The 24,649-nt window shown below is 70.3% G+C and carries 22 protein-coding genes; 6 read left to right on the forward strand and 16 right to left on the reverse strand.

The window, feature by feature from the left end:
* Positions 1 to 232: 232 nt before the first annotated feature.
* The 4 genes from J8M51_RS13030 (at position 233) to atzF (ending at position 7,070) form a co-directional block, all read left to right on the forward strand.
* Positions 233 to 1,057: an urea amidolyase associated protein UAAP1 gene (locus tag J8M51_RS13030; protein ID WP_086764734.1), complete on the forward strand. Its 825-nt coding sequence runs from the start codon at positions 233 to 235 to the stop codon at positions 1,055 to 1,057.
* The gene (locus J8M51_RS13035) at positions 1,054 to 1,725 is read left to right on the forward strand and encodes an urea amidolyase associated protein UAAP2 (RefSeq protein ID WP_086764736.1); all 672 of its coding nucleotides are present in this window, start codon (positions 1,054 to 1,056) and stop codon (positions 1,723 to 1,725) included. Before J8M51_RS13030 ends, J8M51_RS13035 begins: the two co-directional genes overlap by 4 nt.
* Positions 1,722 to 5,240, forward strand: a complete 3,519-nt coding sequence (locus tag J8M51_RS13040; protein ID WP_267299176.1) for a 5-oxoprolinase/urea amidolyase family protein — start codon at positions 1,722 to 1,724, stop codon at positions 5,238 to 5,240. Before J8M51_RS13035 ends, J8M51_RS13040 begins: the two co-directional genes overlap by 4 nt.
* Positions 5,241 to 5,411: 171 nt before the next feature.
* On the forward strand, positions 5,412 to 7,070 hold the full coding sequence (gene atzF / locus J8M51_RS13045; protein WP_267299177.1) for an allophanate hydrolase: 1,659 nt from the start codon (positions 5,412 to 5,414) through the stop codon (positions 7,068 to 7,070).
* A gap of 61 nt (positions 7,071 to 7,131) precedes the next feature.
* On the opposite strand, the gene J8M51_RS13050 is transcribed toward atzF, so the two are convergent.
* Complete coding sequence (locus J8M51_RS13050; RefSeq protein ID WP_086754576.1) at positions 7,132 to 9,981, reverse strand: DEAD/DEAH box helicase; 2,850 nt, start codon at positions 9,979 to 9,981, stop codon at positions 7,132 to 7,134.
* Between the two features lie 175 nt (positions 9,982 to 10,156).
* On the opposite strand from J8M51_RS13050, the gene J8M51_RS13055 reads away from it, so the two are divergent.
* Positions 10,157 to 10,654 carry a hypothetical protein gene (locus J8M51_RS13055; RefSeq protein WP_236067970.1) on the forward strand — a complete coding sequence of 166 codons (498 nt, stop codon included), beginning with the start codon at positions 10,157 to 10,159 and terminating at the stop codon, positions 10,652 to 10,654.
* Positions 10,655 to 10,732: 78 nt separating this feature from the next.
* Here the strand turns inward: J8M51_RS13055 and tatC are convergent, their stop codons facing one another.
* The 10 genes from tatC to J8M51_RS13105 form a co-directional block, all read right to left on the reverse strand.
* Positions 10,733 to 11,692: a twin-arginine translocase subunit TatC gene (gene tatC, locus J8M51_RS13060; RefSeq protein ID WP_086754572.1), complete on the reverse strand. Its 960-nt coding sequence runs from the start codon at positions 11,690 to 11,692 to the stop codon at positions 10,733 to 10,735.
* A 50-nt stretch (positions 11,693 to 11,742) separates the two neighbouring features.
* Positions 11,743 to 12,030 (reverse strand): Sec-independent protein translocase subunit TatA, encoded by a 288-nt coding sequence (tatA, locus tag J8M51_RS13065; RefSeq protein ID WP_086754570.1) that lies wholly within the window; start codon positions 12,028 to 12,030, stop codon positions 11,743 to 11,745.
* A gap of 258 nt (positions 12,031 to 12,288) precedes the next feature.
* Positions 12,289 to 12,483, reverse strand: a complete 195-nt coding sequence (locus J8M51_RS13070; protein WP_086754568.1) for a hypothetical protein — start codon at positions 12,481 to 12,483, stop codon at positions 12,289 to 12,291.
* Positions 12,484 to 12,493: 10 nt separating this feature from the next.
* Positions 12,494 to 12,754: a hypothetical protein gene (locus J8M51_RS13075; RefSeq protein WP_086754578.1), complete on the reverse strand. Its 261-nt coding sequence runs from the start codon at positions 12,752 to 12,754 to the stop codon at positions 12,494 to 12,496.
* Positions 12,755 to 12,957: 203 nt separating this feature from the next.
* Positions 12,958 to 13,956, reverse strand: a complete 999-nt coding sequence (locus tag J8M51_RS13080) for a helix-turn-helix transcriptional regulator (RefSeq protein WP_086754566.1) — start codon at positions 13,954 to 13,956, stop codon at positions 12,958 to 12,960.
* Positions 13,957 to 13,971: 15 nt separating this feature from the next.
* On the reverse strand, positions 13,972 to 14,925 hold the full coding sequence (locus J8M51_RS13085; protein ID WP_216591062.1) for a helix-turn-helix transcriptional regulator: 954 nt from the start codon (positions 14,923 to 14,925) through the stop codon (positions 13,972 to 13,974).
* Between the two features lie 150 nt (positions 14,926 to 15,075).
* On the reverse strand, positions 15,076 to 15,447 hold the full coding sequence (locus J8M51_RS13090; RefSeq protein ID WP_086759347.1) for an FKBP-type peptidyl-prolyl cis-trans isomerase: 372 nt from the start codon (positions 15,445 to 15,447) through the stop codon (positions 15,076 to 15,078).
* A 78-nt stretch (positions 15,448 to 15,525) separates the two neighbouring features.
* On the reverse strand, positions 15,526 to 16,518 hold the full coding sequence (locus J8M51_RS13095; protein ID WP_086759345.1) for an FKBP-type peptidyl-prolyl cis-trans isomerase: 993 nt from the start codon (positions 16,516 to 16,518) through the stop codon (positions 15,526 to 15,528).
* Positions 16,519 to 16,649: 131 nt separating this feature from the next.
* Positions 16,650 to 18,011, reverse strand: a complete 1,362-nt coding sequence (gene pafA, locus J8M51_RS13100) for a Pup--protein ligase (protein WP_086759343.1) — start codon at positions 18,009 to 18,011, stop codon at positions 16,650 to 16,652.
* Between the two features lie 9 nt (positions 18,012 to 18,020).
* Complete coding sequence (locus J8M51_RS13105; RefSeq protein ID WP_086759341.1) at positions 18,021 to 19,280, reverse strand: MFS transporter; 1,260 nt, start codon at positions 19,278 to 19,280, stop codon at positions 18,021 to 18,023.
* 108 nt (positions 19,281 to 19,388) lie between these two features.
* Between J8M51_RS13105 and J8M51_RS13110 the strand changes: the two genes are divergently transcribed.
* Positions 19,389 to 20,408, forward strand: coding sequence for a LacI family DNA-binding transcriptional regulator (locus J8M51_RS13110; protein WP_267299178.1), 1,020 nt, complete (start codon positions 19,389 to 19,391; stop codon positions 20,406 to 20,408).
* 81 nt (positions 20,409 to 20,489) lie between these two features.
* Here J8M51_RS13110 and prcA read toward each other — a convergent pair whose 3' ends face one another.
* The 5 genes from prcA to dop form a co-directional block, all read right to left on the reverse strand.
* Positions 20,490 to 21,233 carry a proteasome subunit alpha gene (gene prcA / locus J8M51_RS13115; RefSeq protein ID WP_086762632.1) on the reverse strand — a complete coding sequence of 248 codons (744 nt, stop codon included), beginning with the start codon at positions 21,231 to 21,233 and terminating at the stop codon, positions 20,490 to 20,492.
* Between the two features lie 70 nt (positions 21,234 to 21,303).
* The gene (prcB, locus tag J8M51_RS13120; protein ID WP_086762634.1) at positions 21,304 to 22,149 is read right to left on the reverse strand and encodes a proteasome subunit beta; all 846 of its coding nucleotides are present in this window, start codon (positions 22,147 to 22,149) and stop codon (positions 21,304 to 21,306) included.
* Positions 22,101 to 22,607, reverse strand: a complete 507-nt coding sequence (locus tag J8M51_RS13125) for an endonuclease VII domain-containing protein (RefSeq protein WP_086762636.1) — start codon at positions 22,605 to 22,607, stop codon at positions 22,101 to 22,103. Before J8M51_RS13125 ends, prcB begins: the two co-directional genes overlap by 49 nt.
* A gap of 33 nt (positions 22,608 to 22,640) precedes the next feature.
* On the reverse strand, positions 22,641 to 22,856 hold the full coding sequence (locus J8M51_RS13130) for a ubiquitin-like protein Pup (protein WP_005485230.1): 216 nt from the start codon (positions 22,854 to 22,856) through the stop codon (positions 22,641 to 22,643).
* Positions 22,857 to 23,046: 190 nt separating this feature from the next.
* Positions 23,047 to 24,558 (reverse strand): depupylase/deamidase Dop, encoded by a 1,512-nt coding sequence (gene dop / locus J8M51_RS13135; protein ID WP_368862422.1) that lies wholly within the window; start codon positions 24,556 to 24,558, stop codon positions 23,047 to 23,049.
* Positions 24,559 to 24,649: the final 91 nt, after the last annotated feature.

A 24,649-nucleotide genomic window follows, 5' to 3' on the forward strand; every position in this document is an offset into this window, starting at 1 on the left:
GCACACGGCCCCCGGACGCCCACCGCCACCGGCCACCCGGCGGCCACCCGACCGCCCCACGTCGCCCACCGCCCGCCGTGACCGTTCGCACGGTTCACCCCGCCCCCTGCGAGGCACGACCATCGTGAGGGGTCGGTAACTGCCCCGCAACGCAAGAGACATGGCACCGACGCGCCCCGCTTCTAATTTCTGTCGCACGACAGAAATCCACGCCGCACCCGGAGGTCCCGCGATGGCGACATCGACGACGTACGGAGCACGTGACCACGCGCGAGCACAGGACGGCGCCCGGGCCGAGGCCATGCCCGTGGTGCCCGCGAGCGACTGGCCCGACCCGCCCGTGGAGGCCGAACGGCTGGTCTGGGCCGAGACGGTGGCGGGCGGCGGCTACACCCACCGGGTGCTGGCCCGGGGCACCGAGTTCCGGCTCACCGATCAGCGCGGCGACGCCTGTGCGCATCTGCTCCTGCACCACGCCGACCGCCCCTGGGAACGGCTGAACGTCGCGGACACCGTCAAGGTCCAGTGGAACGCCTACCTGGGCGAGGGCGTCCTGCTCCTGTCCGACCAGGGCCGTGTCCTCGCCTCGGTGATCGCGGACACCTCCGGCCGCCACGACGCCCTGTGCGGCACCTCCACCCTCGTCCGCAACACCGAGCGCTACGGCGACGGCACCCCGCAGTCCCCCTCCCCCGCCGGACGCGAACTGTTCAAGCTGGCCGCCGCGAAGAACGGCCTCGAACCCCGAGACCTCCCGCCCTCGCTCTCCTTCTTCCAGGGCGTGACCGTCGCCGAGGACGGCACCCTCGACTTCACCGGCTCCGCCGGCCCCGGCGCCGCCGTGACCCTGCGCGCCGAGCAGGACGTGACCGTACTGATCGCCAATGTCCCGCACCCGGCCGACCCCCGCCCCGGCTACACCAGCACCCCGCTGCAGGTGCTGGCCTGGCGCGCCGAGCCGACCCGCCCCGGCGACCCGCTCTGGGACGCCACGCCCGAGGGCCGCCGTGCCTTCCTGAACACCGCCGAGTTCCTCACCGCGAGGGGAATCGCATGAGCACCGTCACCCCGAGGACCGCCGCCACCCCGAGGACCGCCGTCGTCCCGGCCCGCGCCGCCTGGTCGGCCGTGATCCGCGCCGGAGAGTCCCTCACCCTCACCGATCTGCACGGCAACCAGGCCGTCGACTTCCTCGTGTACGACGCCCACGACACCGCCGTCCGCTACAGCGCGCCCGACACGATCCACGCGCAGGGCGGCATCTTCCTCACCACCGGCAGTGTGCTGATGTCGAACGAGCACACCCCGCTGATGACCGTGACCGCCGACGACGTGGGCCGCCACGACACGGTCGGCGGCGCCTGCTCCAAGGAGTCGAACACCCTGCGGTACGGGCATCACACCTGGTCGCAGCACGCCTGTGTGGACAACTTCCTCGCGGAGGGCGCGAAACACGGCCTCGGCAAGCGCGACCTGGTCTCGAACGTCAACTGGTACATGAACGTCCCGGTCGAGAAGGACGGCACCCTCGGCATCGTCGACGGCATCTCCGCACCGGGCCTCGCCCTCACCCTGCGCGCCGAGCGCGACGTGCTCGTCCTGATCTCCAACTGCCCCCAGATCAACAACCCCTGCAACGGCTTCGACCCGACGGCCGTGGAAGTGACGATCACCGCGGGAGCGACACCCGCCGACAGCGTGACGACCCCCGGAGCCGACGTATGACCTTCGACACCCTGCTGGTCGCCAACCGGGGCGAGATCGCCGTCCGGATCATCCGCACCGCCCGCGAACTGGGCCTGCGCACGGTCGCGGTGTACTCCGACGCCGACCGCGCCGCCGCCCACGTCCGCCTCGCCGACGAGGCGGTACGGCTCGGCCCGGCGCCCGCGAAGGAGTCGTACCTCGACGCGGACCTGATCCTGAAGGCCGCCAAGGACACCGGCGCGGGAGCGGTCCACCCCGGCTACGGCTTCCTCGCCGAGGACGCGGCCTTCGCCCGCCGCTGCGAGGACGCGGACCTCGTCTTCGTCGGGCCCACCCCCGACCAGTTGGAGCTGTTCGGCGCCAAGCACACCGCACGGGCCGCCGCCGAGGCCGCGGGCGTCCCCCTGCTCCCCGGCACCGACCTGCTCGCCTCCCTCGACGAAGCCCTCGACCGAGCCGCGGCCATCGGCTATCCGGTGATGCTCAAGGCCACCGGAGGAGGCGGCGGTATCGGTATGTCGGCCTGTCGATCCGCCGCCGAACTGACCGACGCCTGGGACCGGGTGCAGCGCGTGGCCGCCGCCTCCTTCTCCTCCACCGGCGTCTACCTCGAACGCCTCGTCGAACGCGCCCGCCATGTCGAGGTACAGGTCTTCGGCGACGGCGACGGCCTCGTGGTCACCTTCGGCGACCGCGACTGCACCCTGCAGCGCCGCAACCAGAAGGTCGTCGAGGAGGCCCCGGCCCCGGACCTGCCCGACCAGGTCCGTGCCCGTCTGACCGCCGCCGCCCGCGACCTGTGCGCGAGCGTCGAGTACCGCTCCGCCGGAACCGTCGAGTTCGTGTACGACGCCGCCCGCGAGGAGGCGTACTTCCTGGAGGTCAACACCCGCCTCCAGGTCGAGCACCCGGTCACCGAGGAGATCTACGGCGTCGACCTCGTCTCCTGGATGCTCCGCCTGGCGCGCGGCGACTCCGCCGTCGTCCTGGCCCCGGGCCCGCCGCGCGGCCACGCCGTCGAGGCCCGCCTCTACGCCGAGGACCCCTCCCGTGAACACCGGCCGAGCGCGGGCCTGCTGACCCGGGTCGCGTTCCCGGAGGACGTCCGCGTGGACGCCTGGGTGGAGACCGGTACCGAGGTCACCACGGCGTACGACCCGCTGCTCGCCAAGGTCGTCGCGTACGGCCCCGACCGCGCGCAGGCGCTGCGCCGGCTGGACGAGGCGCTGGCGAGGACCCGGGTCGACGGCATCGAGACGAACCTGGGACTGGTCCGCACCGCCCTCGCCGACGAGGACTTCCGGCGGGCCACGCACTCCACGGCCACCCTCGCGTCCGTCACCGACCCGACCCCCCGGATCGAGGTCGTCTCCGGCGGCACCCTCACCACCGTCCAGGACTGGCCCGGCCGCACCGGCCACTGGCAGGTCGGCGTCCCGCCCTGCGGCCCCATGGACGACCTGTCCTTCCGCCTCGGCAACCGGGCGCTCGGCAACCCCGAGGGCGCCCCCGGCCTGGAATGCACCCTCCAGGGCCCGTCCCTCCGCTTCACCCACGCCACCACGGTCTGTGTGACGGGCGCCCCCGCCCCGGTGACCGTGGACGGCTCACCCATCGCGCGGTGGGAGCCGGTGACGGTCCCCGCCGGAGCGGTCCTCACCGTCGGCGCGCCCCCGGAACACGGCCTGCGCACCTACGTCCTCCTCGCCGGCGGCGGCCTGGACGTCCCCGCCTTCCTCGGCAGCGCGGCCACCTTCACCCTGGGCCGCTTCGGCGGCCACGGCGGCCGGGCCCTGCGCACGGGCGACGTCCTGCACGGCGGCACGGCCACCGAAGCGGGCGCCCCCGTCCCACCGGAGGTCCGCCCCCGCTTCCCCGCCACCTGGGAGATCGCCGCCCTCGAAGGCCCGCACGCGGCACCGGAGTTCTTCACCGAGGAGGACATCCACGCGTTCTACGCGGCCGACTGGAAGGTCCACTTCAACTCGGCCCGCACCGGCGTCCGCCTGATCGGCCCCAAGCCCCGCTGGGCCCGCACCGACGGCGGCGAGGCCGGCCTGCACCCCTCCAACATCCACGACACCCCGTACTCGGTCGGCGCCGTCGACTACACCGGCGACATGCCGGTGCTGCTCGGCCCCGACGGCCCTTCCCTCGGCGGCTTCGTCTGCCCCGCCACGGTGGTCTCCACCGAACGCTGGAAACTCGGCCAGCTGCGCCCCGGCGACACGGTCCGCTTCCGCCCCGTCGCGGACGACGCCTCGCCCCGCCCCGCGATCGTCGACGGTGGCGTCCTGGCCCGCGACGGCGATGTGACGTACCGCCGCAGCGGCGACGACAACCTCCTGATCGAGTTCGGCCCCATGCAGCTCGACCTGGCCCTGCGCATGCGGGTCCACGCCCTGATGCGGGCGGTCACGGAGTCCGCCCTCGACGGCGTCACCGACCTCACCCCGGGCATCCGCTCCCTCCAGATCCAGACGGACCCGGCGGTCCTCCCCCCACGCGAACTCCTCGGCACGGTCCGGCGAATCGTGTCGGCGCTGCCCCCCGCCGACGAACTGACCGTCCCCTCCCGCACGATCCACCTCCCGCTCTCCTGGGACGACCCCGCGACCCGCGAGGCCATCGCCCGCTACATGGCGGGCGTCCGCGACGACGCGCCCTGGTGCCCCTGGAACATCGAGTTCATCCGCCGCGTCAACGGCCTGGACACGGTCGCCGAGGTGTACGACACGGTCTTCGCCGCCGAGTACCTGGTCCTGGGCCTCGGCGACGTCTACCTGGGCGCCCCGGTGGCGACCCCGCTGGACCCCCGCCACCGCCTGGTGACGACGAAGTACAACCCGGCCCGCACCTGGACGGCGGAGAACTCGGTCGGCATCGGCGGCGCCTATCTCTGCGTCTACGGCATGGAGGGCCCCGGCGGCTACCAGTTCGTCGGCCGCACCACCCAGGTCTGGTCCCCCTGGCAGCAGCGCGGCGCCTTCGAGCCCGGCTCCCCGTGGCTGCTGCGCTTCTTCGACCGGATCAAGTGGTACCCGGTGGACGCCGACGAACTGCTCTCCCTCCGCGCGGACATCATCTCGGGCCGCTTCGTCCCACGCGTGGAGCAGGGCACGTTCTCCCTGGCCGACCACCAGGCGTTCCTCTCGGAACACGCGGACTCCATAGCCGAGTTCCGAACCCGCCAGCAGACCGCCTTCGCCGCCGAACGCGCGGCCTGGGAGGCATCCGGCGAGTTCACCCGCGCGGACCCGGCGCCCACGCCCCCGCCCACCCCGGCGGAGATCCACGTCCCCGAGGGCAGCCGGCTGATCGAGGCCGAGTTCACCGCCTCGGTCTGGCAGGTGAACGTGAGCCCGGGCGACCATGTCCCGGCCGGCCACCCCCTCCTCACCCTGGAGGCGATGAAAATGGAGTCCCGCATCACCGCCCCCACGGCCGGCACCGTCACCCACGTCCTGACGACCCCGGGCGCCCAGGTAGAACCGGGCACCCCCCTGCTCATCCTGACCCCGAGCACCCTTTAGGGGCGCGAGGAACGGCGCGAGAACCCCTACGGACCCGCACCCGCCACGCCACCCGAACCCCCCACCCATGAGGCGCCAAGAGGGTCAAAGGGGCACAGCCCCTTGAGGATGGGACGGGTAGGGGCGGCGGGGGCGAAAAAAGGAACCCCCGCAACCACCCCAGGAGCACAGATGCCAGACTCCCCCACCCTCACCAGAGTCCGCGCGGCCTACGCCCGCATCGCAGCGGTGAACCGCCCCGAGATCTGGATCGACCTACGCCCCCAGCCGGACGTGGAGGCCGAAGCCAGGGCCATCGATGCCCGCCTGGCCACCGGCACCCCCCTCCCCCTCGCCGGCCGGCTCTTCGCCGCCAAGGGCAACATCGACGTCCAGGGCCTCCCCACCACCGCCGGCTGCCCGGCGTACGCCTACACCCCCACCGCCGACGCCCCCTCCGTCGCCCGCCTCCGCGAGGCCGGCGCCCTCCTCCTCGGCACCACCAACCTGGACCAGTTCGCCACGGGCCTCGTCGGCACCCGCTCCCCCCACGGCGCCGTCCGCAACGCCGTCGACCCGTCCCGTATCAGCGGCGGCTCCAGCTCCGGCTCGGCCGTGGCGGTGGCGCTCGGCATCGTCGACCTCGCCCTGGGCACCGACACGGCCGGCTCCGGCAGGGTGCCCGCCGCGTTCAACGGCATCGTCGGCCTGAAGCCCACCCGGGGCCTGGTCCCGACCACCGGCGTGGTCCCCGCCTGTGCCTCGATCGACTGCGTCACGGTCTTCGCCCGCACCCTCCCGGAGGCCGAACAGGCACTCGCCCACCTGACCTCCCCGCCCGACCGCCCCCTCCCGTCCCTCCCCCCGCGCACCCCGGGCCCCTGGCGGGTGGCGGTCCCGCCGCGCGAGCAGCTGGGCGAACTGGACGAGGGCTGGGCGCAGGCGTACGAGACGGTGGTCGCCCGCCTGGTCGCCGCGGGCGCGGACGTACGCCCCCTGGACCTGACCCCGTTCACCGAGGCCGCGGCCATGCTCTACCAGGGTGCCTTCGTGGCCGAGCGCTACACGGCGGTCGGCGCCTTCGTCGACAAGGCGCTCGCGGACGGCGTCGACTCGCTGGACCCCACGGTCGCCGGCATCATCACCCGGGCCCGTGACATCCCGGCCCACCAGCTCTTCGCCGACCAGGACCGGCTGGCCGAACTGCGCACCCGGGCGCTCACCGAACTGGCCGACGCGGACGCCCTGTTGCTGCCGACGGCACCGGGCCACCCCACGCTCGCCGAGGTCGCCGCCGACCCGCTGGGCGCCAACGCCCGCCTGGGCCGTTTCACCAACTCCACGAACCTCTTCGACCTGGCGGCGGTCGCCGTCCCGGCAGGCGAGGTGAACGGCCTCCCGTTCGGCGTCATGCTGATCGGCCCGGCGTTCACGGACGGCCGTCTGGCCCGTCTCGCCGCGCTCCTCCAGCCGCGGGCCCGGCTGGCGGTCGTGGGCGCCCATCTCTCGGGCCAGCCCCTGAACCCCCAACTCCTGGCCCTGGGCGCCCAGCTGGAGCGCACCACCACGACGGCCCCCGTCTACCGCCTGCACGCCCTGCGCACGACCCCGCCGAAGCCCGGCCTGGTCCACGTGGGCGAGGGCGGCGCCGCCGTCGAGACCGAGATCTGGAGCCTCCCCGCCGAGGGCCTGGGCCGCCTGCTGACGGCCCTCCCCCGCCCGATGACCCTCGGCTCCATCGAACTCGCCGACGGCACCCGCACCCCGGGCTTCCTCTGCGAACCGTCAGCCCTCCAGGACGCCGAGGACATCACGGAGCACGGCGGCTGGAGGAGCTACCTGGCCCGCTGAAACGAGGGCCCGTGTCCTTCAGGGGCGCGGGGAACTGCGCGAGAAGCCCCCCGGCGAACCCTCACCCCACCGAGGAGTAGGCCACGACCCCCCTCAACAACCCGTCCACACCCTTGCGCGCGCTCTTCCCCACGGTCGACCCGGCCGGCGCCGCCGCGGCGATCTGCCCCAGCACATCGATCACCTGCTTGCACCACCGCACGAAGTCCCCCGCCGGCATCTCCGCCTCACGCAGCACCTCGTCCAGCCCCGACCCCGAAGCCCACATGTACGCGGCCCAGGCGAAGCCGAGATCGGGCTCCCGCTGCCCGACCCCTTCGCTCTGCGTGATCCGGAACTCCTCCTCCAGCGCGTCCAGCCGCCCCCAGATCCGCACCATCTCCCCGAGCGCGGCCTTCGCGTTCCCGGACGGCAGCTTCGGCGCCATCGCGTCGTCGCCGACCCGGGCCTCGTAGACCAGAGCCGAGACGCACGCGGCCAGCTCCGCCGGCCCGAGCCCTTCCCAGACACCGGCCCGCAGGCACTCACTGGCGAGCAGATCCAGCTCGCCGTAGAGCCGCGCGAGCCGCTTGCCGTGCTCGGTGACCTCGTCACCCCGCAGATAGTCCAGCTCGGTCAGCAGCGCCACGATCCGGTCGAAGGTCCGCGCGATCGTGTTCGTGCGCCCCTCGATCCGCCGCTCCAGCTGCGCGGTGTCCCGCTTGAGCCGGTAGTACCGCTCGGCCCACCGCGCGTGGTCCTCGCGGTCGTTGCACCCATGGCACGGATGCGCCCGCAGGTCGGCGCGCAGCCGTGCGATCTCCCGGTCGTCCGCGGCGGCGGCTCTGCGCTTGCGGTGCCGGTCGGGCACGAGATGCCCGGCCTTGGTGCGCAGCGCGGACGCCAGGTCCCGCCGGGACTGGGGCGAGCGCGGGTTGAAGGACTTCGGGATCCGCATCCGCTCCAGGGCCTCCACCGGCACCGGGAAGTCCATCGACGCCAGCCGCTTGACCTGCCGCTCGGCGGTCAGCACCAGCGGACGCGGCCCGTCGTGCTGCTCGAACCCCCGGTGGCCGTTGGACCGCCCGGCGGGCAGTCCCGGGTCCAGGACCAGCGCCAGACCGGCGTACTTCCCCGTCGGCACATGGATGACATCGCCGGGCTTGAGCCGCTCCAGCGCGACGGCGGCCTCGGCGCGCCGCTGGGCGGCCCCCTGCTTGGCCAGCTCGGTCTCGCGGTCCTTCAGCTCCCGCCTGAGGCGCGCGTACTCCTCGAAGTCCCCGAGGTGACAGGTCATGGACTCCTGGTAGCCCTCCAGACCCTCCTCGTTGCGCTGCACCTGCCGGGAGATCCCGACGACCGACTTGTCGGCCTGGAACTGCGCGAACGAGGTCTCCAGCAGCTCGCGCGAGCGGTGCCGCCCGAACTGCTCCACCAGGTTGACCGCCATGTTGTACGACGGCTTGAAGCTGGAGCGCAGCGGATACGTACGGGTGCCGGCGAGCCCGGCCAGCTGGTCGGGGTTCATCCCGCGCTGCCAGAGCACCACCGCGTGGCCCTCGACGTCGATGCCGCGCCGGCCGGCGCGCCCCGTGAGCTGGGTGTACTCACCGGGGGTGATGTCGGCGTGCTGCTCGCCGTTCCACTTGACGAGCTTCTCCAACACCACCGAGCGGGCGGGCATGTTGATGCCGAGCGCGAGGGTCTCGGTGGCGAACACGGCCTTGACCAGGCCGCGTACGAAGAGTTCCTCGACGACCTCCTTGAACGTCGGCAGCATGCCCGCGTGATGGGCCGCGATCCCGCGCTCCAGGCCCTCCAGCCACTCGTAGTAGCCGAGGACATGGAGGTCCTCGTTCGGGATGGAGGCGGTGCGCTCCTCGACGAGGGCGCGCACCTTGAGCCGGGACTCGTCGTCGTTCAGCCGAAGGCCGGCGTACAGGCACTGCTGGACGGCGGCCTCGCAGGCGGCCCGGCTGAAGATGAAGGTGATGGCGGGCAACAGGCCTTCGGAGTCGAGCCGTTCGATGACCTCGGGCCGGCTCGGGATCCAGATCCTCGACCGCTGTCTGCGCTCGCGCTCCCGGTCGGCCTCGCGCATCGACCGGCCGCGCCGGCGGTCCTGGTAGGAGGGCCGGCTGGCCTCCATCCGCGCCATCCGGGTGAGGTCGGGGTTGACGGCCTTCCTGCTGCCCTCGCCCTCCTCGAAGAGGTCGTACATCCGCCGTCCGGCCAGCACATGCTGGAACAGCGGTACGGGCCGGTGCTCGGAGACGATCACATCGGTGTCACCGCGCACGGTGTCCAGCCAGTCGCCGAACTCCTCGGCGTTGGACACGGTGGCCGAGAGCGAGACGAGGGTGACCGACTCGGGAAGGTGGATGATCACCTCTTCCCACACCGCGCCCCGGAAGCGGTCGGAGAGGTAGTGCACCTCGTCCATGACCACATAGCCGAGGCCCAGGAGGGTCCGGGAGCCCGCGTACAGCATGTTCCGCAGCACCTCGGTGGTCATCACGACCACGGGGGCGTCGGAGTTGACGCTGTTGTCACCGGTGAGCAGGCCGACCTTGTCGGCGCCGTAGCGGCGGCACAGGTCGGCGTACTTCTGGTTCGACAGCGCCTTGATCGGGGTCGTGTAGAAGCACTTCTTGCCCTGCTGCAGGGCGAGGTGGACGGCGAACTCGCCGACGATCGTCTTGCCCGAGCCGGTGGGGGCGGCCACCAGGACGCCCTTGCCCGCCTCCAGTGCCTGGCAGGCCTCGATCTGGAAGGGGTCGAGACCGAAGTCGTACATCGCGCGGAATCCGGCGAGCGCGGTTGCCTGCTCGGCAGCGCGCGTGCGGGCTGCCGCGTACCGCTCGGCCGGTGAGAGGTCCTCTGTCATCGTGCTTTCGAGCGTACCGGGCCCCACTGACAACAGGACGATCATTATCCGGATCGGACCGCGCTGGTCACGGGGAACACACAGCCGCAACCCGGCGCCCGCCGTTAATCACTTCCCGATTCGATGTTGACAGGTTACGTTCACAAAGCAACGATCACCGGATCAGCGACGGACCGTGACCAGGCCGTCTCACCTTGTTCGTTTTCTTCGGGGAGTTCACTTGAAGCGCTTGACCACGCGCGCAGCAACAACCGGTGCCGCTCTGGGCCTTGCCATGGTCGGCCTCATCGCCGTACCTTCTCCGGCCTCCGCCGCCGCGGCCACCAAATGCACAGGCGAGCAGCACAAGACCTACGACACCATCGGCGCGAACCTCGACGTGTACGTCGACCTGTGTGTGAGCAGGACGTCGAGCAACAACTACCAGGCCACGGTCAGGTTCCGCTGGTCCGACGGCGGTGGCGGCCTCAGCACCGGCATGGACAAGCTGAAGGTCAATCTGCGCCTGGAGCGGAACGACACCGCGCACCGGACGGCTTCCGCCGACTACGCCGCGGCCACCAACGCCTTCCAGTCGGGCAACCGCGGGTTCTCGACCACGACCTTCCACAGCACCACGACCGGCGGCTGGACCGCCGACGGCACCATCGACTGGGACATCAACAACGACGGAACAGGTGGCGGCACCACCCAGTTGCAGGGCTCCGGAGAGATCTAGCAGGACCTCCGCCGTTCCGGGCGAACACCGATGGGGGCCTACCGATATTTCGGTAGGCCCCCATCGTTTGTCCAGCGTCTAGGTGACGTCGTCGTACCCGTTGATCCGTTCCCGCTCGGGCTCCGCCTGCGCGGGAAGCGTCCTGCTCGCGGAGACGGTCTCGATCTCACCGATGCTCTCCGGCGTGAGGTCCAGTTCGGACGCCTCGTCGTCGTCCGGCTGCATCGCCTCGATGCGGGCCCGGCGCCTGTCGTTGACCAGGCCGATGGCACACGCGCAGAAGTAGAGGATCCAGATGGGGGCCGCCAGCGCCATCATGGAGATGGGGTCGGTGCTGGGGGTGGCGATCGCCGCGAACAGCGTGATGCCCAGGATCATCCCGCGCCACCAGCCGGCCATCTTCTTGCCGGAGAGGACACCGCCGAAGTTCAGCATCACGAGCAGCAGGGGCAGCTCGAAGGAGAGGCCGAAGACGATGATCATCCGCATGATCAGGTTCAGCAGATCATCGAGGGGAAGCTGGTTGTCGCTTCCGATGATCGAGAACTGCAGCATGACCGACGCCATCTTGGGCAGCGACCAGTAGGCGAAGTACGAGCCCATGAGGAACAGCGGGAAGCCCGCCGCCACGAACCCGAGGCTGTACTTCTTCTCGTTCCGGTGCAGCCCCGGGGCGACGAACGCCCAGAGCTGGTAGAGCCAGACCGGGGCGGCGAGCACCACGCCCGACGACAGCGACACCGTGAGGGCGAGCGTGAACGGGCTCAGCAGGCCGTTCTGCACGATGCGCGCGCAACTGGTCTGGCTACTGTCCTTCGCCAACTCGGCGAAGCTGTACTGGCATCCCACCGCCTGGAGAATGGGATCCGTGAAGAACTGGATGATGTCCTTGTAGAACATCACCGCCACGACCGTCGTGACGACGATGGCCAGGAGGCTCTTGACAAGGCGGTTTCGCAGCTCGCGCAGGTGCTCCGCGAGGGGCATCCGCCCCTCGGGATCCTTGTCGTTCTCCGTCTTGCGGGCAGACTTGAGCAACCCACATCCTCATCTCGTGCGGCAGGCCGGAAATCCTGTCCGGCCTTGCGTCAGCGCTGGGTCGTGTCCGTCGGCTCGGCCACCGGGCGGGAGCTGGTCACATCACCGGGGGCGGCCTGGATCGTGCGCTGCACCGGGGCTTCGCCGTTCTGGTGCGCGGGCGCGGCGGCCGGGGTCGTGTCGTCCTGTCCGTCCGACTTCATCGCCTTGGCCTCGCTCTTGAGGATGCGGGCGGACTTGCCCAGCGAGCGAGCCATGTCCGGCAGCTTCTTCGCACCGAACAGCAGGATGACGACGACAAGGATCAGAATGATCTCGGTGGGGCCGAGGTTACCCATAGCTGTCTACCTTCTTCACCGAGGCGGCGGGTGGGGGCTGTCCGACCTGTCGGACACGTGTCCGATCGATCGTGCTGGCAGCGATCGTAACTCCCAGGGGTGAACGTCAGGCAATCCCTGTGCGCACTCCCGATTCGCGACCCGGGCCTCGTTCTCCGTGCCGCGACAGGCAGCGTACCTGCCGAAGGTGAGAAGGTGACAGGGCGAAGTGGCGCAAAACGCACTCGGCGGCCAAGTCACAGGAGCCTCGGCGGGAACTCACAGAGCGTCCACAGAGCGGGCCGCGCTCGCCGTCGACCGCTCCAGTTCCTCCGCCGCCCGGTTGATCCTCCGGGCCGACTCCGTGACCTGCGCACCCAGCCTCTGGGCCTCCAGGAAGACCCGCACGGCGAGCACCCCCAGCACGACCAGACCCACGAAACCCACAGCCACCGCGAACATCGCCCAGAACATGGCGACGACCCTAGCCCGCCGAATGCAGTCGCAGTGTTCTTACCCCGCCGCCGGTCAGCAGCTCGACGATCCGCTCACCGGCCGGCTTGCGGACGGCGGTGCCGCACTCGGGGCAGGTGAACGAGTAGAAGGTGGACTTGCTGGTGGCGCCGATGGCCAGCCGCAGCGCGCTCGCCCCCAGCTCGAAGTTGGCCCGGCAGTCGGGGCAGCCGGCCCTGAACACCACGTCGACCGCCTTCTTCATCCCCGCGAAGGCGACCGCCACGGTCATCTCCTGGATCTCCTGCACACCGGATTTGACGCCGGACGTCACACTCGTCACACCCGACACAACCGACCCGCCGCTCACAGCCCTCGTATCTCCCTCTTCCGGTAGTACGCGTCACGATCTGCCGCTGTCACGATCCGCCGTCGCCACGGGGCCCTGCGTAGCCACGATCCGCCGACGGATGCCATGGGTCCCGCCCCTGGACGTCAGGCTCTCGCCGGCCCGGCCTCGCCATAGGCCGCCAGCGCCTCGCGGGCCGCCCGGCGGGCGCTGTCGGCGAGGTCCTGCGGGGAGACGATCCGGCCGTCGCGCCCGAGCCGCAGCGCCAGGCGCCTGAGCGAGGCGGGATCGGGGGTGCGCAGACTGATGCGCAGCCCGCCGTCCGGCAGCTCCTCGGCGCTGTCGTGCGGGTAGTACTCGGCGACCCAGCGCCCGCCGGGACCCACCTCGACGACGACCTCGGGGTCCTCGGCGGCGGGCTGCACCAGCGCCTCCGACAGATCCCGCAGCTCGACCTCGGGCGGCGCGGACGGCTCGTCCAGGATCTTGATCTCGGCGACCCGGTCCAGCCGGAACGTACGCCGGGCCTCGGAGCGGCGGCACCAGGCCTCGACATAGGTGTGCCCCACGCTGACCAGGCGGATCGGGTCGATCTCGCGCTCGGTGAGCTCGTCACGGGCGGGCGAGTAGTAGCGGATCCACAGCCGCCGGCGCTCCGAGATCGCCCGGTCGACGTCCGCGAAGACCCCGCCCTCGGCCTCGAAGGTGACCGACAGCCGTGAGCTGGCGCCCGCCGCGTCCCCGGCCGCGCCCTCGACCTTGGCGGTGGCCCGCAGCAGCGCCTGCCGGTCGCTCTCGCGCAGCCCGGGCAGCGTGGCGACCGCGCGGGCGGCCACCAGCAGGGCGGTGGCCTCGTCGGCGGCGAGCCTGAGCGGCTCGGCCGCCTCCGCGCCCAGGGCGGCCGGGTTGTGCCACCAGATGCGTTCGCCGTCGGTGTCGATGTCGAGCAGATCACCGCCGCGGAAGCTGGTCCCGCACATGGGCAGCACATCGAGGTCCGAGACCAGCTCGTCCTCGGTGATCCCGAAGGCTCGGGCGACGTCCTCGATCCGGGCGCCGGGCCGCTCCCGCAGATAGGTCACCAGGGAGAGCATCCGCCGGGTCTGGTCGATGGCGTTCGCCGGCCGGGCCGGTTTTCCCACCACGTTCTTACGTCCCCCTCAACCCTTGGCCACGGCACGCAGCCGGTCCACCACATCGGCCCGCAGCTCGGCCGGCTCCAGGACCACCACATCGGGCCCGAACTCCACCAGCCAGGCGTCCAGACCGTGCCCGTACGGAATCTCCAACTCGTCCCAGCCGTCTCCGAGTTCCCGTACGGCCGAGGCCTTCGCCCGCAGCGGGTAACCGGCGCCCGTCCGCAGCCGGATCAGCGCGGAGCGGTCGGCGGTCTCACCGGCCCAGCCGGCCACCGTCTCGCGCACGGTGACGACGTCCGGGACCTCGGCGGTGAACGCGGCGCCCCGGCTGCGGACCCGGCCGGTGATCCGGGAGAGCCGGAAGACCCGCTCGGCGCCCCGGTCCCGGTCGAAGCCGGCCAGATACCAGTGACCGCGCCAGCACTCCAGCGCCCACGGCTCGACATGGCGGGGCTCGGGGCGGGCGGCGGTGGCCTTGCGGTAGTCGAACACGACGGGGCGGCGGTCCCGGCAGGCCAGCATCAGGGGCTCGAAGGCGGCCTCGTGCACCGGGATGCGCGGCTCCAGGGCGCCATGCGTCTCGTACGGGTCGACGTCCTCGGGCAGCCCGGCCGCCCGCAGCTTCTGCAGAGCGCCGCTGGCGGCCCCGGCGAAGCGGGCCTGCTGCCACACCTTCGCGGCGAGCCCGAGGGCCGCGGCCTCCTCGGCGTCCAGGGTGATGGGCGGCAGGCTGTTGCTGTCGCGGCGGGCCAGATAGCCGACCTCGCCGTCGAGGTTCTCCACCGTCTCGATGACCAGACCGAGTTCGCGCAGATCGTCCTTGTCACGCTCGAACATGCGGTTGAAGGAGTCGTCGCTGCCGGCTTCGAGATAGGCCTCGATGGACTCCCTCAGCTCGCGCTTGCTGAGCGGCCGGCGCGTCCCCAGCAGACACAGCGCCAGGTTCATCAACCGCTCGGCCTTGGCAATGGCCATCGACGCCCTTCCTCCGGGTGTTTCCGCGGCACGAACCTACCGCTACGAAGCGTCGCGGCAAAAGCCGAGGGCCCATGCCCGAACAGGCATGGACCCCAGACGGTCGAGACCGGTCACGACATGATCAGTCGTGATGCGGTTTCCGACAGATCAGACCCCGAGCAGGTCCACCACGAAGATCAGCGTCTCACCGGGCTTGATCGCCGGGGTGGGGCTCTGGTCGCCGTAGGCGAGGTGGGCAGGGATGGTCAGCTGACGGCGGCCACCGACCTTCATGCCCTGCACACCCTGGTCCCAGCCCTTGATGACACGACCGCCACCGAGCGGGAAACGGAACGGGGCGCCACGGTTCCAGCTGGCGTCGAACTCCTCACCGGTGGAGAAGGACACACCCACGTAGTGCACGGTGACGGTCTGACCCGCCTGGGCCACCTCGCCGTCGCCCTCCCAGATGTCCTTGATCGCCAGGTCCGCCGGCGGCTCGCCCTCGGGGAAGTCGATCTCGGGCTTCTCAATGCTCACGTCTTCAGGCTCCTGCTTGTGTATGTACATATGTGTACGGGGGCAACGCCGGACAGTCTCGCATCCCGGCCCCGGGTGCTACATCTTCGCGAGGATGTCCACGGTGAACACCATCACGGAGTCCTTCTTGATGTCGCTGCCGCTCGGCGGCGTGTCCCCGTAACCCAGCTTGGGCGGGATCACGATGAGAAGGCGACTGCCCACCTTCTTGCCGGTCATGCCCTGCGACCAGCCCTTGACGACCTGCTGCAGCCCGAACGAGCTGAGCGCGTCCCGGCTGTAGGAGGAGTCGAATTCCTTGCCGTTCTCCCACAGCACACCCTTGTACTGCACCAGCAGACTGTCGTCCGCGCCGACCTCCGGGCCGTCACCCTCGATGATGTAGTTGGCCACCAGCTTCGTCGGCGGGTCGACCTTCGGGACCTCGATGGACGGCGCCTTGCCGTCGGTGTTGGTGCCCACCTTCGGCAGATCCACGTCGTCCTGCGCGACCTTCGTGCCCTTCGCCGAGCTCTTGGCGTTGAAGGTGTTCTGCACATCCACGACGAAGACCAGCGTGTCGGTGCCCTTGATCCCCGCCTGCGCGTTCCCGTCCTTGCCGTAGCCCCAGGTCGGCGGCACCGCCATCTGGACCCGGCTGCCGGCCTTCTTGCCCGTCAGCGCATACCGCCAGCCGTCGATGATGCCCTGCGGGGAGAGCTGGATGACCAGCGGCGTCTTACGGTCGTAGGAGTTGTCGAAGACCTTCGCCGTGGACCAGATCTGCCCCAGGTAGTTCGCCTGGATGTAGTCGCCCTCGGCGATCGTCCCGCCGCTGCCCGCGATGACCGTCTTCACCGCCAGGTCCTTCGACGGATCACCGCTGCCCTTGGCGACGGTCGGCTTCTCGTCGAACTTCACCCCGTTCGTGATCGCCGGCAGCGGACCGTCCACGATCTTCGGCGGCTTCGCCGCGCTCGCCGACGCGGACGGGCTGCTGCTGGCCTTGGCCGAGTCGGACTCACCGTCACCACAGGCGGCGAGCGTGACCAGTCCAGCGGGGACGGCGATGAGAAGGGAGCGTCGGCGCACGGTGAAGGCCTCGTATCGGTCGATCTTGTCGGATGGCGTGCGCGCAACTCTACGGCGTGCGAAGGGCGCCGTACGGCAAACGTACGGCGCCCCGCGTTGCGTTCCGACAATCAGGCCTGGAACATTCCGGCTCACATTCCCGCGATGAGCTTCTCCACCCGGTCGTCCACCGAACGGAACGGGTCCTTGCACAACACCGTGCGTTGTGCCTGGTCGTTGAGCTTGAGATGCACCCAGTCGACCGTGAAATCCCGGCGCTGTTCCTGTGCGCGCCGGATGAAGTCACCACGCAGCCGCGCCCGAGTGGTCTGCGGCGGAACCGACTTGCCCTCGAAGATCTTCAAGTCATTGCAGATGCGGGCGGCTTGGCCTTTCCTCTCCAACAGGTAGTAGAGGCCACGACGGCGGTGGATGTCGTGATACGCGAGGTCTATCTGCGCGACCCGCGGATGCGACATGGTCATGTTGTGCTTGGCGCGGTACCGCTCGATGAGCTTGTACTTCATCACCCAGTCGATTTCGGTGCCGATCCGGTCGAGGTCCTCCGCCTCGATCGAGTCCAGCGTGCGGCCCCACAGCTCCAGGACCTGCTCGACGGTGCCCGTACGGATGCCGCGGCGCTCCACGAAGTCCACGGCCTTCTCGTAGTACTCGCGCTGCACCTCCAGCGCGGAGGCCTCCCGGCCGCTGGCCAGCCGCACCTTGCGACGGCCGGTGAGGTCATGGCTGACCTCGCGGATCGCCCGGATCGGGTTCTCCAGCGTCAGGTCACGCATGACCGTGCCCGCCTCGATCATGCGCAGCACCAGGTCGGTCGCGCCGACCTTGAGCAGCATGGTCGTCTCGGACATGTTCGAGTCGCCCACGATGACGTGGAGACGGCGGTACCGCTCGGCGTCCGCGTGCGGTTCGTCACGGGTGTTGATGATCGGCCGGGAGCGGGTGGTCGCCGAGCTGACGCCCTCCCAGATGTGCTCCGCGCGCTGGCTCACGCAGTACACCGCACCACGCGGGGTCTGCAACACCTTGCCCGCGCCGCACAGCAGCTGCCGGGTGACCAGGAACGGAATCAGGATGTCGGCGAGCCGGGAGAACTCCCCGTGCCGCGCCACCAGATAGTTCTCGTGGCAACCGTAGGAGTTGCCCGCCGAGTCCGTGTTGTTCTTGAAGAGATAGACGTCGCCCGCGATTCCCTCCTCGTGCAGGCGGCGTTCGGCGTCGACCAGCAGTCCCTCGAGAATGCGCTCGCCGGCCTTGTCATGAGTGACGAGTTCGGTCACGTTGTCACATTCGGGTGTCGCGTATTCCGGATGTGAGCCCACGTCGAGATAGAGGCGGGCCCCGTTCCGCAGAAACACATTGCTGCTGCGGCCCCATGACACGACACGGCGGAAGAGGTACCGCGCCACCTCGTCAGGAGACAGACGGCGCTGTCCCCTGAACGTGCATGTGACGCCGTACTCGTTCTCCAGCCCGAAAATGCGGCGGTCCATGACTGAACATTACGCCCGATCCACCGAGCTGAAACGGGGTTCGGCAGCACGGTTTGGATCATTTTCCGATGAGACCGCAACCACCGCACCCTCGGAAGGAACGGCGAGAACCCGCCCCGTGGCCAGTAGCACCAGCAACGACACGGCCCCGGCGGCACCCGGCACCACGAACCCCCACAGCGTCCCGCCCCACTCGACGACCGGCCCCGCGACCGCCGTTCCGACCGACTGGCCCACCGTGAACGTCGTCACGATCCACGAGAACGCCTCCGTGACCGTCCCCCGCGGCGCGTGCCGGTCGACGAGGACGAACACACAGGCGATGGCCGGCGCCAGGAACACCCCCGCGAGCGTCGTCAGCCCCGTCATCCCCACCGGCCCCGGCATCAGCGTCAACGGCACATAACAGACCGCCAGCAGCGCCACCAGCACCTGCAGCCGCCGCTCCGGCGCCCCGCCCCACTGCCGCGCGCCGTACACCGTGCCGCCCAGCAGCGCGCCCAGTCCGACACCCGCCATCAGCCAGCCGTAGACGGCGTCCCCGCCGTGGTCGTCCGCGTACGAGACGGCGGCCACGGTGATCGAGCCGAGCGCGATCCCGACGAACAGGAACGCGCCGAGCAGCGCCAGCAGCCCGGGCGAGCGCAGCGCGCCCAGCCAGTGCGCCTCGCGCGGCGCCGAGCGCCAGGCCCGAGACGGCGGCGAGACGACCACCCACAGGGCGCCCAGCACCCCGATCGCGCTGAGCACGACCAGCGCCGCCGACGCCGACCACAGCGCCACGCACAGCGTCACCAGCAGCGGCCCCACGGTGAACATCAGCTCCTGCGCCACGGCGTCCATCGCGTACGCCGTGTGCACCTGCTCCTCCTTGCGCAGGACCGTGGACCACAGGGCCCGCAGCCCGCCCTCCAGAGGCGGCGTGAACAACCCGGCGACGGCCATCGCCAGATACGCCACCGGCAGCGGATCCAGCCCCGACAGCGCGAAGACGACCATCGCGAGGGCCGACACCACGGCTGCCGGCAGCTGCACCCGCGGCTGTCCGAACAGGTCCACCAGCCGCCCCAGCAGCGGCTGCCCCACGGCGTTGGACAGGCCGTACACGGCCGCCAGCGCGCCCGCGAGGCTGTACGTGCCGCCCTCGGCCCGTACGAAGAGCACGATCGCGATCGCGGCGGTGGCGTTGGGCAACCGGCCCACCAGCGTCCCGGCCAGCAGCCGCGCGGCGTGCCGCGTCCTGAGGATGTCGAGATATCCGGCGGCCATGTCCTGCCTCTCGATGGGCTCCCGACGAGGGAAGTGTTACGTATAACGTCGTCTTTCATACGTACCATGTGCCCTGTCCACGAGTCCAGACGAGGGAGCAGGCCGACGGTGGCACGAAGCAGTACGCGCCCCACGAGCCGTGACGTCGCCCAGGCCGCCGGCGTCTCCCAGGCAGCCGTCTCCCTGGTCCTCGGCGACAAATGGCGCGGCCGGGTCTCCGAGACCACGGCCGAACGCGTCCGCGAGGCCGCCCGCGAACTGGGCTACCGGCCCAACCTCGCCGCCCGCAACCTCCGCCTCGGCCGCACCCGCACCGTCCTCCTCGTCGTCCCCGCCCTCACGACCGAGTTCTTCGCTGGCGTCTACACCGGCGCCGCCCGCGTCGCCGCCCGCCACGGCTTCGGCGTCGTGCTCTACCCCTCCCCCGAGGGCGTCGGCCCCGCCCGCGACCCCTTCGCCTCCGCACAGGCCGCCCTCGACGGCGTCATCGCCTCCTCCATGGCCGCCGACGCCCTCACCGCCATCCGCGGCGACCAGCTCCCCCTGGTGATGCTCGACAGCGACCCCGAAGGCAGCCTCGGCGCCGCAACCGTCAACCTCGACATCCGCGACGGGGTCCGCCAGGTCGCCGAACACCTGCTCGCACTCGGCCACCGCCGCTTCCTGCACCTGGCCGCCGACATCCCCTCCTGGACCTTCGACGTCCGCGCACGCGCACTGGCGACACACGTGGGCTCGATGCCGGGCACGTCCCTGCGGACGGCCGCCGCGCCGATCTCCATCGAAGGCGCCCTCGCCGCGGCGGAGGCAGCCCTGTCAGGGGCCGGGGACGACGAGCGCCCCACCGCGATCGTCTGCGACGACGACAAACTGGCCGCCGGCGCCTACAAGGCCGCACGACGCCTCGGCCTGCGCATCCCCGAGGACCTCTCCGTGACCGGCCTCGACGACCTCGCCCTCGCCACGGCACTCGACCCCGAGCTGACCACCGTACGACTCGACGCGGAACTGTTCGGCGAACGAGGCATGGCAGCCCTGCTGGCCGTCCTGGAGGGACGTACACCGGTGGAGGGGGACATCCCCGTGGAACTGGTGGCACGCGGCTCCACCGCACGACCAGGAAGCTGAGAAACGCCGTGCGCCCCGGCCTCGCGTCGGCCGGGGCGCACTACGGACTACAGGAAACGGGCCGTACCGGCCCCGCCGCCCCTACTCGTCCTCCTCCTCGGCGCTCTCCGCCTCCGTGGCCGCGCCACCCGCCTCCAGCAGCCGGTCGAGCTGCCGGCCCACGATGCGCTTGAACTTGCGCTGCTGCGGACGCGTACGGTCCAGCACCGCCACCTCCAGCCGCTCGGCGGGGATCTCCCGCTGCGTGCCGTTGGTGTCACGGGACAGGGCCTGCACGGCGAGCTTCAGCGCCTCCGCCAGGGACATGCCGTCCTGATGACGCTGGTCCAGATAGGTGCTGATCTGCTCGGCGTTACCACCGACCGCCACCGAGCCGTGCTCGTCCACGATCGAACCGTCGTGCGGCAGCCGGTAGATCTGGTCGCCCTCGGGGGTCTCCCCCACCTCGGCCACGACCAGCTCCACCTCATACGGCTTCTCGGCCGCCGAGGAGAAGATCGTGCCCAGCGTCTGCGCGTAGACGTTCGCCAGACCACGGGCGGTCACGTCGTCACGGTCGTAGGTGTAACCACGGAGATCGGCGTACCGCACACCGCCGATCCGCAGGTTCTCGTACTCGTTGTACTTACCGGCGGCGGCGAAACCGATCCGGTCGTAGATCTCGCTGAACTTGTGCAGCGCGCGGGACGGGTTCTCGCCGACGAACACGATGCCGTCGGCGTACTGCAGCACGACGAGGCTGCGACCACGGGCGATGCCCTTGCGGGCGTACTCCGCCCGGTCGGCCATCGCCTGCTGGGGTGAGACATAGAACGGAGTCGACACCGGTTATCCGTCCCTTTCTGTCGAAGTCACTGGATCACCTTGATAAGGGGGCCGTCGCGGGCCGGACCGGCTAGAGCAGCGCGGCCCGGGGACCGTCCGGCTGCTCCAGACGGCGTTCCAGGATCGAACGGGCGATCGCGGAGGACTCCTCGTCGGTGAGCCGGCGGAAGCCGTCATCGGTGATCACGGTGACGATGGGGTAGATCCGGCGGGCCACATCGGGACCACCGGTCGCCGAGTCGTCGTCCGCCGCGTCGTAGAGGGCCTGGATCACCAGGGTCGTGGCCTCGTCCTCGGAGAGGTCGGCGCGGAACAGCTTCTTCATCGCGCCGCGCGCGAAGATCGAACCCGAACCGGTGGCCGCGTAGCCGCTCTCCTCGGAACGGCCGCCCGTCACGTCGTAGGAGAAGATGCGGCCCTTCTCCCGGTCCACGTCGTAACCGGCGAAGAGCGGGACGACCGCCAGCCCCTGCATGGCCATGCCCAGGTTGGAACGGATCATGGTGGAGAGCCGGTTCGCCTTGCCCTCCAGGGAGAGCTGCGCGCCCTCGACCTTCTCGAAGTGCTCCAGCTCCAGCTGGAACAGCTTGACCATCTCCACGGCCAGACCGGCGGTGCCGGCGATCCCGACGGCCGAGTACTCGTCGGCGGGGAACACCTTCTCGATGTCCCGCTGCGCGATCATGTTCCCCATCGTGGCCCGTCGGTCACCGGCGAGCACCACACCACCGGGGAACGTCACGGCCACGATCGTCGTGCCGTGCGGAGCCTCGATCACGCCCTGGGTCGGCGGCAACTGCCGCTTGCCGGGCAGCAGCTCCGGCTGATGGTCCGACAGGAAGTCCATGAAGGACGACGACCCAGGCGTCAGGAAGGCAGCTGGTAGACGCCCGGTGCTACGAGTGTTGGCTTCCACGCGTTTCCTTCCAGGTAGTCGGCAGCTCGGTTCATCGCGTCGGGGTCGTCCCTCAACAGACCGAGGCCTGAATTGCAGTTGAAGCACAGTACGCCTCGGACCCTACCCGTCTTGTGGCAGTGATCCACATGCACAGCCGGGGCCGACAGACAGATACAGCGGACGCCCCCTTGGGAGGCGATCAACTCATCGCGTCCTGCTTCGGTGGGGCCGTACTTACGCCGAAGATGCTCACCAGGCCGAGCCGCCATCCTGCACGCCTTACAGCGACCGGCGAACCCGTCGCGCTTTCGGTGCCACTCGCTGTACGGCTTCACTTGGCCGCACCCATGGTTGCTCGCGCAGTCCCGGCAATGGCGCTGCAGACCGTCCAGATTCGACCGCCTACGAGCGAACGCTGCGTACGGTTTGAACTCCCCGCACCGTACGCAGCGCTTCGCGTATTCTTCGCTTTCCATCCGGAGCGACCCCCGCAACCTTCGATTCGAAGGCTACTCGCCGCCCTTCTGAACGAATGACCGAACGAAGTCCTCGGCGTTCTCTTCGAGCACATCATCGATTTCGTCGAGCACGGAGTCCACGTCGTCGCTCAGCTTCTCCTGCCGCTCCTTGAGGTCCTCCGATGCCTGCGCCTCCGGCGCCGCCTCGGTCTCCTCGGTGGAACGGGTGGCCTTCTGCTGGCCGCCGCCGGTGTCCTTGGTCGCCATAACGCTCACACCCCGCTCTGTTGCCCGACATGGTCGGCAGGTCGGCATTCCTGCCGATCGGTGATGATCAGACCCTACAAGCCGGGTCTGACATTGGCCCTGTTGTTTCCACAACGTCCGGGGACCACCTCGATGATTCCCGGACGGCGCTGTTTCCACCCTGCCCGGCTGATCACGATTGAAGCCTGATTCAGTGGCCCGACAGGACCCTGACCAGGTCTTCTGCCGTACGGCAGCGGTCCAGGAGCTCCTTGACGTGATTTCGCGTTCCGCGAAGCGGTTCGAGGGTTGGGACGCGCTGGAGCGAGTCCCGGCCCGGGAGGTCGAAGATCACGGAGTCCCAGGAGGCGGCCGCGACGTCGTCGGCGTACTGCTCCAGACAGCGACCGCGGAAGTACGCACGGGTGTCCTCCGGCGGCTTCGTACGGGCCTCGTCGACGCCCTGCTCGGTCAGCAGCCGCTTCATCTTGCCGCGGGCCACCAGACGGTTGTAGAGGCCCTTCTCGGCGCGTACGTCGGCGTACTGGAGGTCGACGAGGTGGAGGCGGGCGGCGTCCCAGTCGAGGCCGTCACGGCGCCGGTAGCCCTCCATCAGCTCCCGCTTGGCGACCCAGTCCAGCTCTCCGGAGAGGCTCATCGGGTCGTTCTCCAGGCGGTTGAGGGTGTCCTCCCACCGGGTCAGGACGTCCTTGGTCTGGTCGTCCGCGTCGGCCCCGAACCGCTCCTCCACGTATTTGCGCGACAGCTCGTAGTACTCCATCTGGAGCTGTACGGCGGTCAGGGTGCGTCCGCTGCGGAGGGTGACGAGGCGTTGCAGGGTCGGGTCGTGGGAGACCTGGTGGAGGGTGCGGACGGGCTGGTCCACGGCCAGGTCGACCGCGATGAAGCCGTCCTCGATCATGGACAGGACCAGGGCCGTGGTGCCCAGCTTCAGATAGGTCGAGATCTCGGAGAGGTTCGCGTCGCCGATGATCACATGGAGGCGGCGGTATTTCTCCGCGTCGGCGTGGGGTTCGTCGCGGGTGTTGATGATGGGGCGCTTCAGCGTCGTCTCCAGGCCGACTTCCACCTCGAAGTAGTCGGCGCGCTGGCTGAGCTGGAAGCCGTGTTCGTGGCCGTCCTGGCCGATGCCGACGCGTCCGGCGCCGGCGAAGACCTGGCGGGAGACGAAGAAGGGGGTCAGGTGGCGCACGATGTCGGAGAAGGCGGTCTCCCGCTTCATCAGGTAGTTCTCGTGCGTGCCGTAGGAGGCGCCCTTGTTGTCGGTGTTGTTCTTGTAGAGGTGGATCGGCTGGGCGCCGGGGAGCTGGGCGGCGCGTTCGGCGGCTTCGGCCATGATGCGTTCGCCGGCCTTGTCCCAGAGGACGGCGTCGAGGGGGTTGGTGACCTCGGGGGCGCTGTATTCGGGGTGGGCGTGGTCGACGTAGAGCCGCGCGCCGTTGGTGAGGATGACATTGGCGAGGCCGATGTCCTCGTCGGTGAGCTGGCTGGAGTCGGCGGACTCGCGGGCGAGGTCGAAGCCCCGTGCGTCCCGCAGCGGGTTCTCCTCCTCGAAGTCCCAGCGGGCCCGGCGGGCCCGGTGCATCGCCGCTGCGTAGGCGTTGACGATCTGGGACGAGGTGAGCATGGCATTGGCATTGGGGTGGCCGGGGACGGAGATCCCGTACTCCGTCTCGATGCCCATTACTCGCCGTACGGTCATGCGGCCCTCCTTGCCCGGCGGCGCCCTCGGTCGGGGACGCTGCTCAAGTACCGCTGGCGCTCCGGTGCGTGTGCGGTGCCCGTCCCCGCAC

It is taken from the genome of Streptomyces griseiscabiei, assembly GCF_020010925.1.
Taxonomy (GTDB): Bacteria; Actinomycetota; Actinomycetes; order Streptomycetales; family Streptomycetaceae; genus Streptomyces; species Streptomyces griseiscabiei.

Coding starts and splice junctions, on each gene's coding strand:
- J8M51_RS13050 (WP_086754576.1), bottom strand. CDS start 9,981: ATGATCGTCCTGTTGTCAGTGGGGCCCGGTACGCTCGAAAGCACGATG.
- J8M51_RS13040 (WP_267299176.1), top strand. CDS start 1,722: ATGACCTTCGACACCCTGCTGGTCGCCAACCGGGGCGAGATCGCCGTC.
- J8M51_RS13125 (WP_086762636.1), bottom strand. CDS start 22,607: ATGGAAAGCGAAGAATACGCGAAGCGCTGCGTACGGTGCGGGGAGTTC.
- J8M51_RS13075 (WP_086754578.1), bottom strand. CDS start 12,754: ATGACCGTGGCGGTCGCCTTCGCGGGGATGAAGAAGGCGGTCGACGTG.
- J8M51_RS13035 (WP_086764736.1), top strand. CDS start 1,054: ATGAGCACCGTCACCCCGAGGACCGCCGCCACCCCGAGGACCGCCGTC.
- J8M51_RS13105 (WP_086759341.1), bottom strand. CDS start 19,280: ATGGCCGCCGGATATCTCGACATCCTCAGGACGCGGCACGCCGCGCGG.
- atzF (WP_267299177.1), top strand. CDS start 5,412: ATGCCAGACTCCCCCACCCTCACCAGAGTCCGCGCGGCCTACGCCCGC.
- J8M51_RS13085 (WP_216591062.1), bottom strand. CDS start 14,925: ATGGCCATTGCCAAGGCCGAGCGGTTGATGAACCTGGCGCTGTGTCTG.
- tatA (WP_086754570.1), bottom strand. CDS start 12,030: ATGGGTAACCTCGGCCCCACCGAGATCATTCTGATCCTTGTCGTCGTC.
- dop (WP_368862422.1), bottom strand. CDS start 24,558: ATGACCGTACGGCGAGTAATGGGCATCGAGACGGAGTACGGGATCTCC.
- pafA (WP_086759343.1), bottom strand. CDS start 18,011: ATGGACCGCCGCATTTTCGGGCTGGAGAACGAGTACGGCGTCACATGC.
- J8M51_RS13070 (WP_086754568.1), bottom strand. CDS start 12,483: ATGTTCTGGGCGATGTTCGCGGTGGCTGTGGGTTTCGTGGGTCTGGTC.
- J8M51_RS13030 (WP_086764734.1), top strand. CDS start 233: ATGGCGACATCGACGACGTACGGAGCACGTGACCACGCGCGAGCACAG.
- J8M51_RS13130 (WP_005485230.1), bottom strand. CDS start 22,856: ATGGCGACCAAGGACACCGGCGGCGGCCAGCAGAAGGCCACCCGTTCC.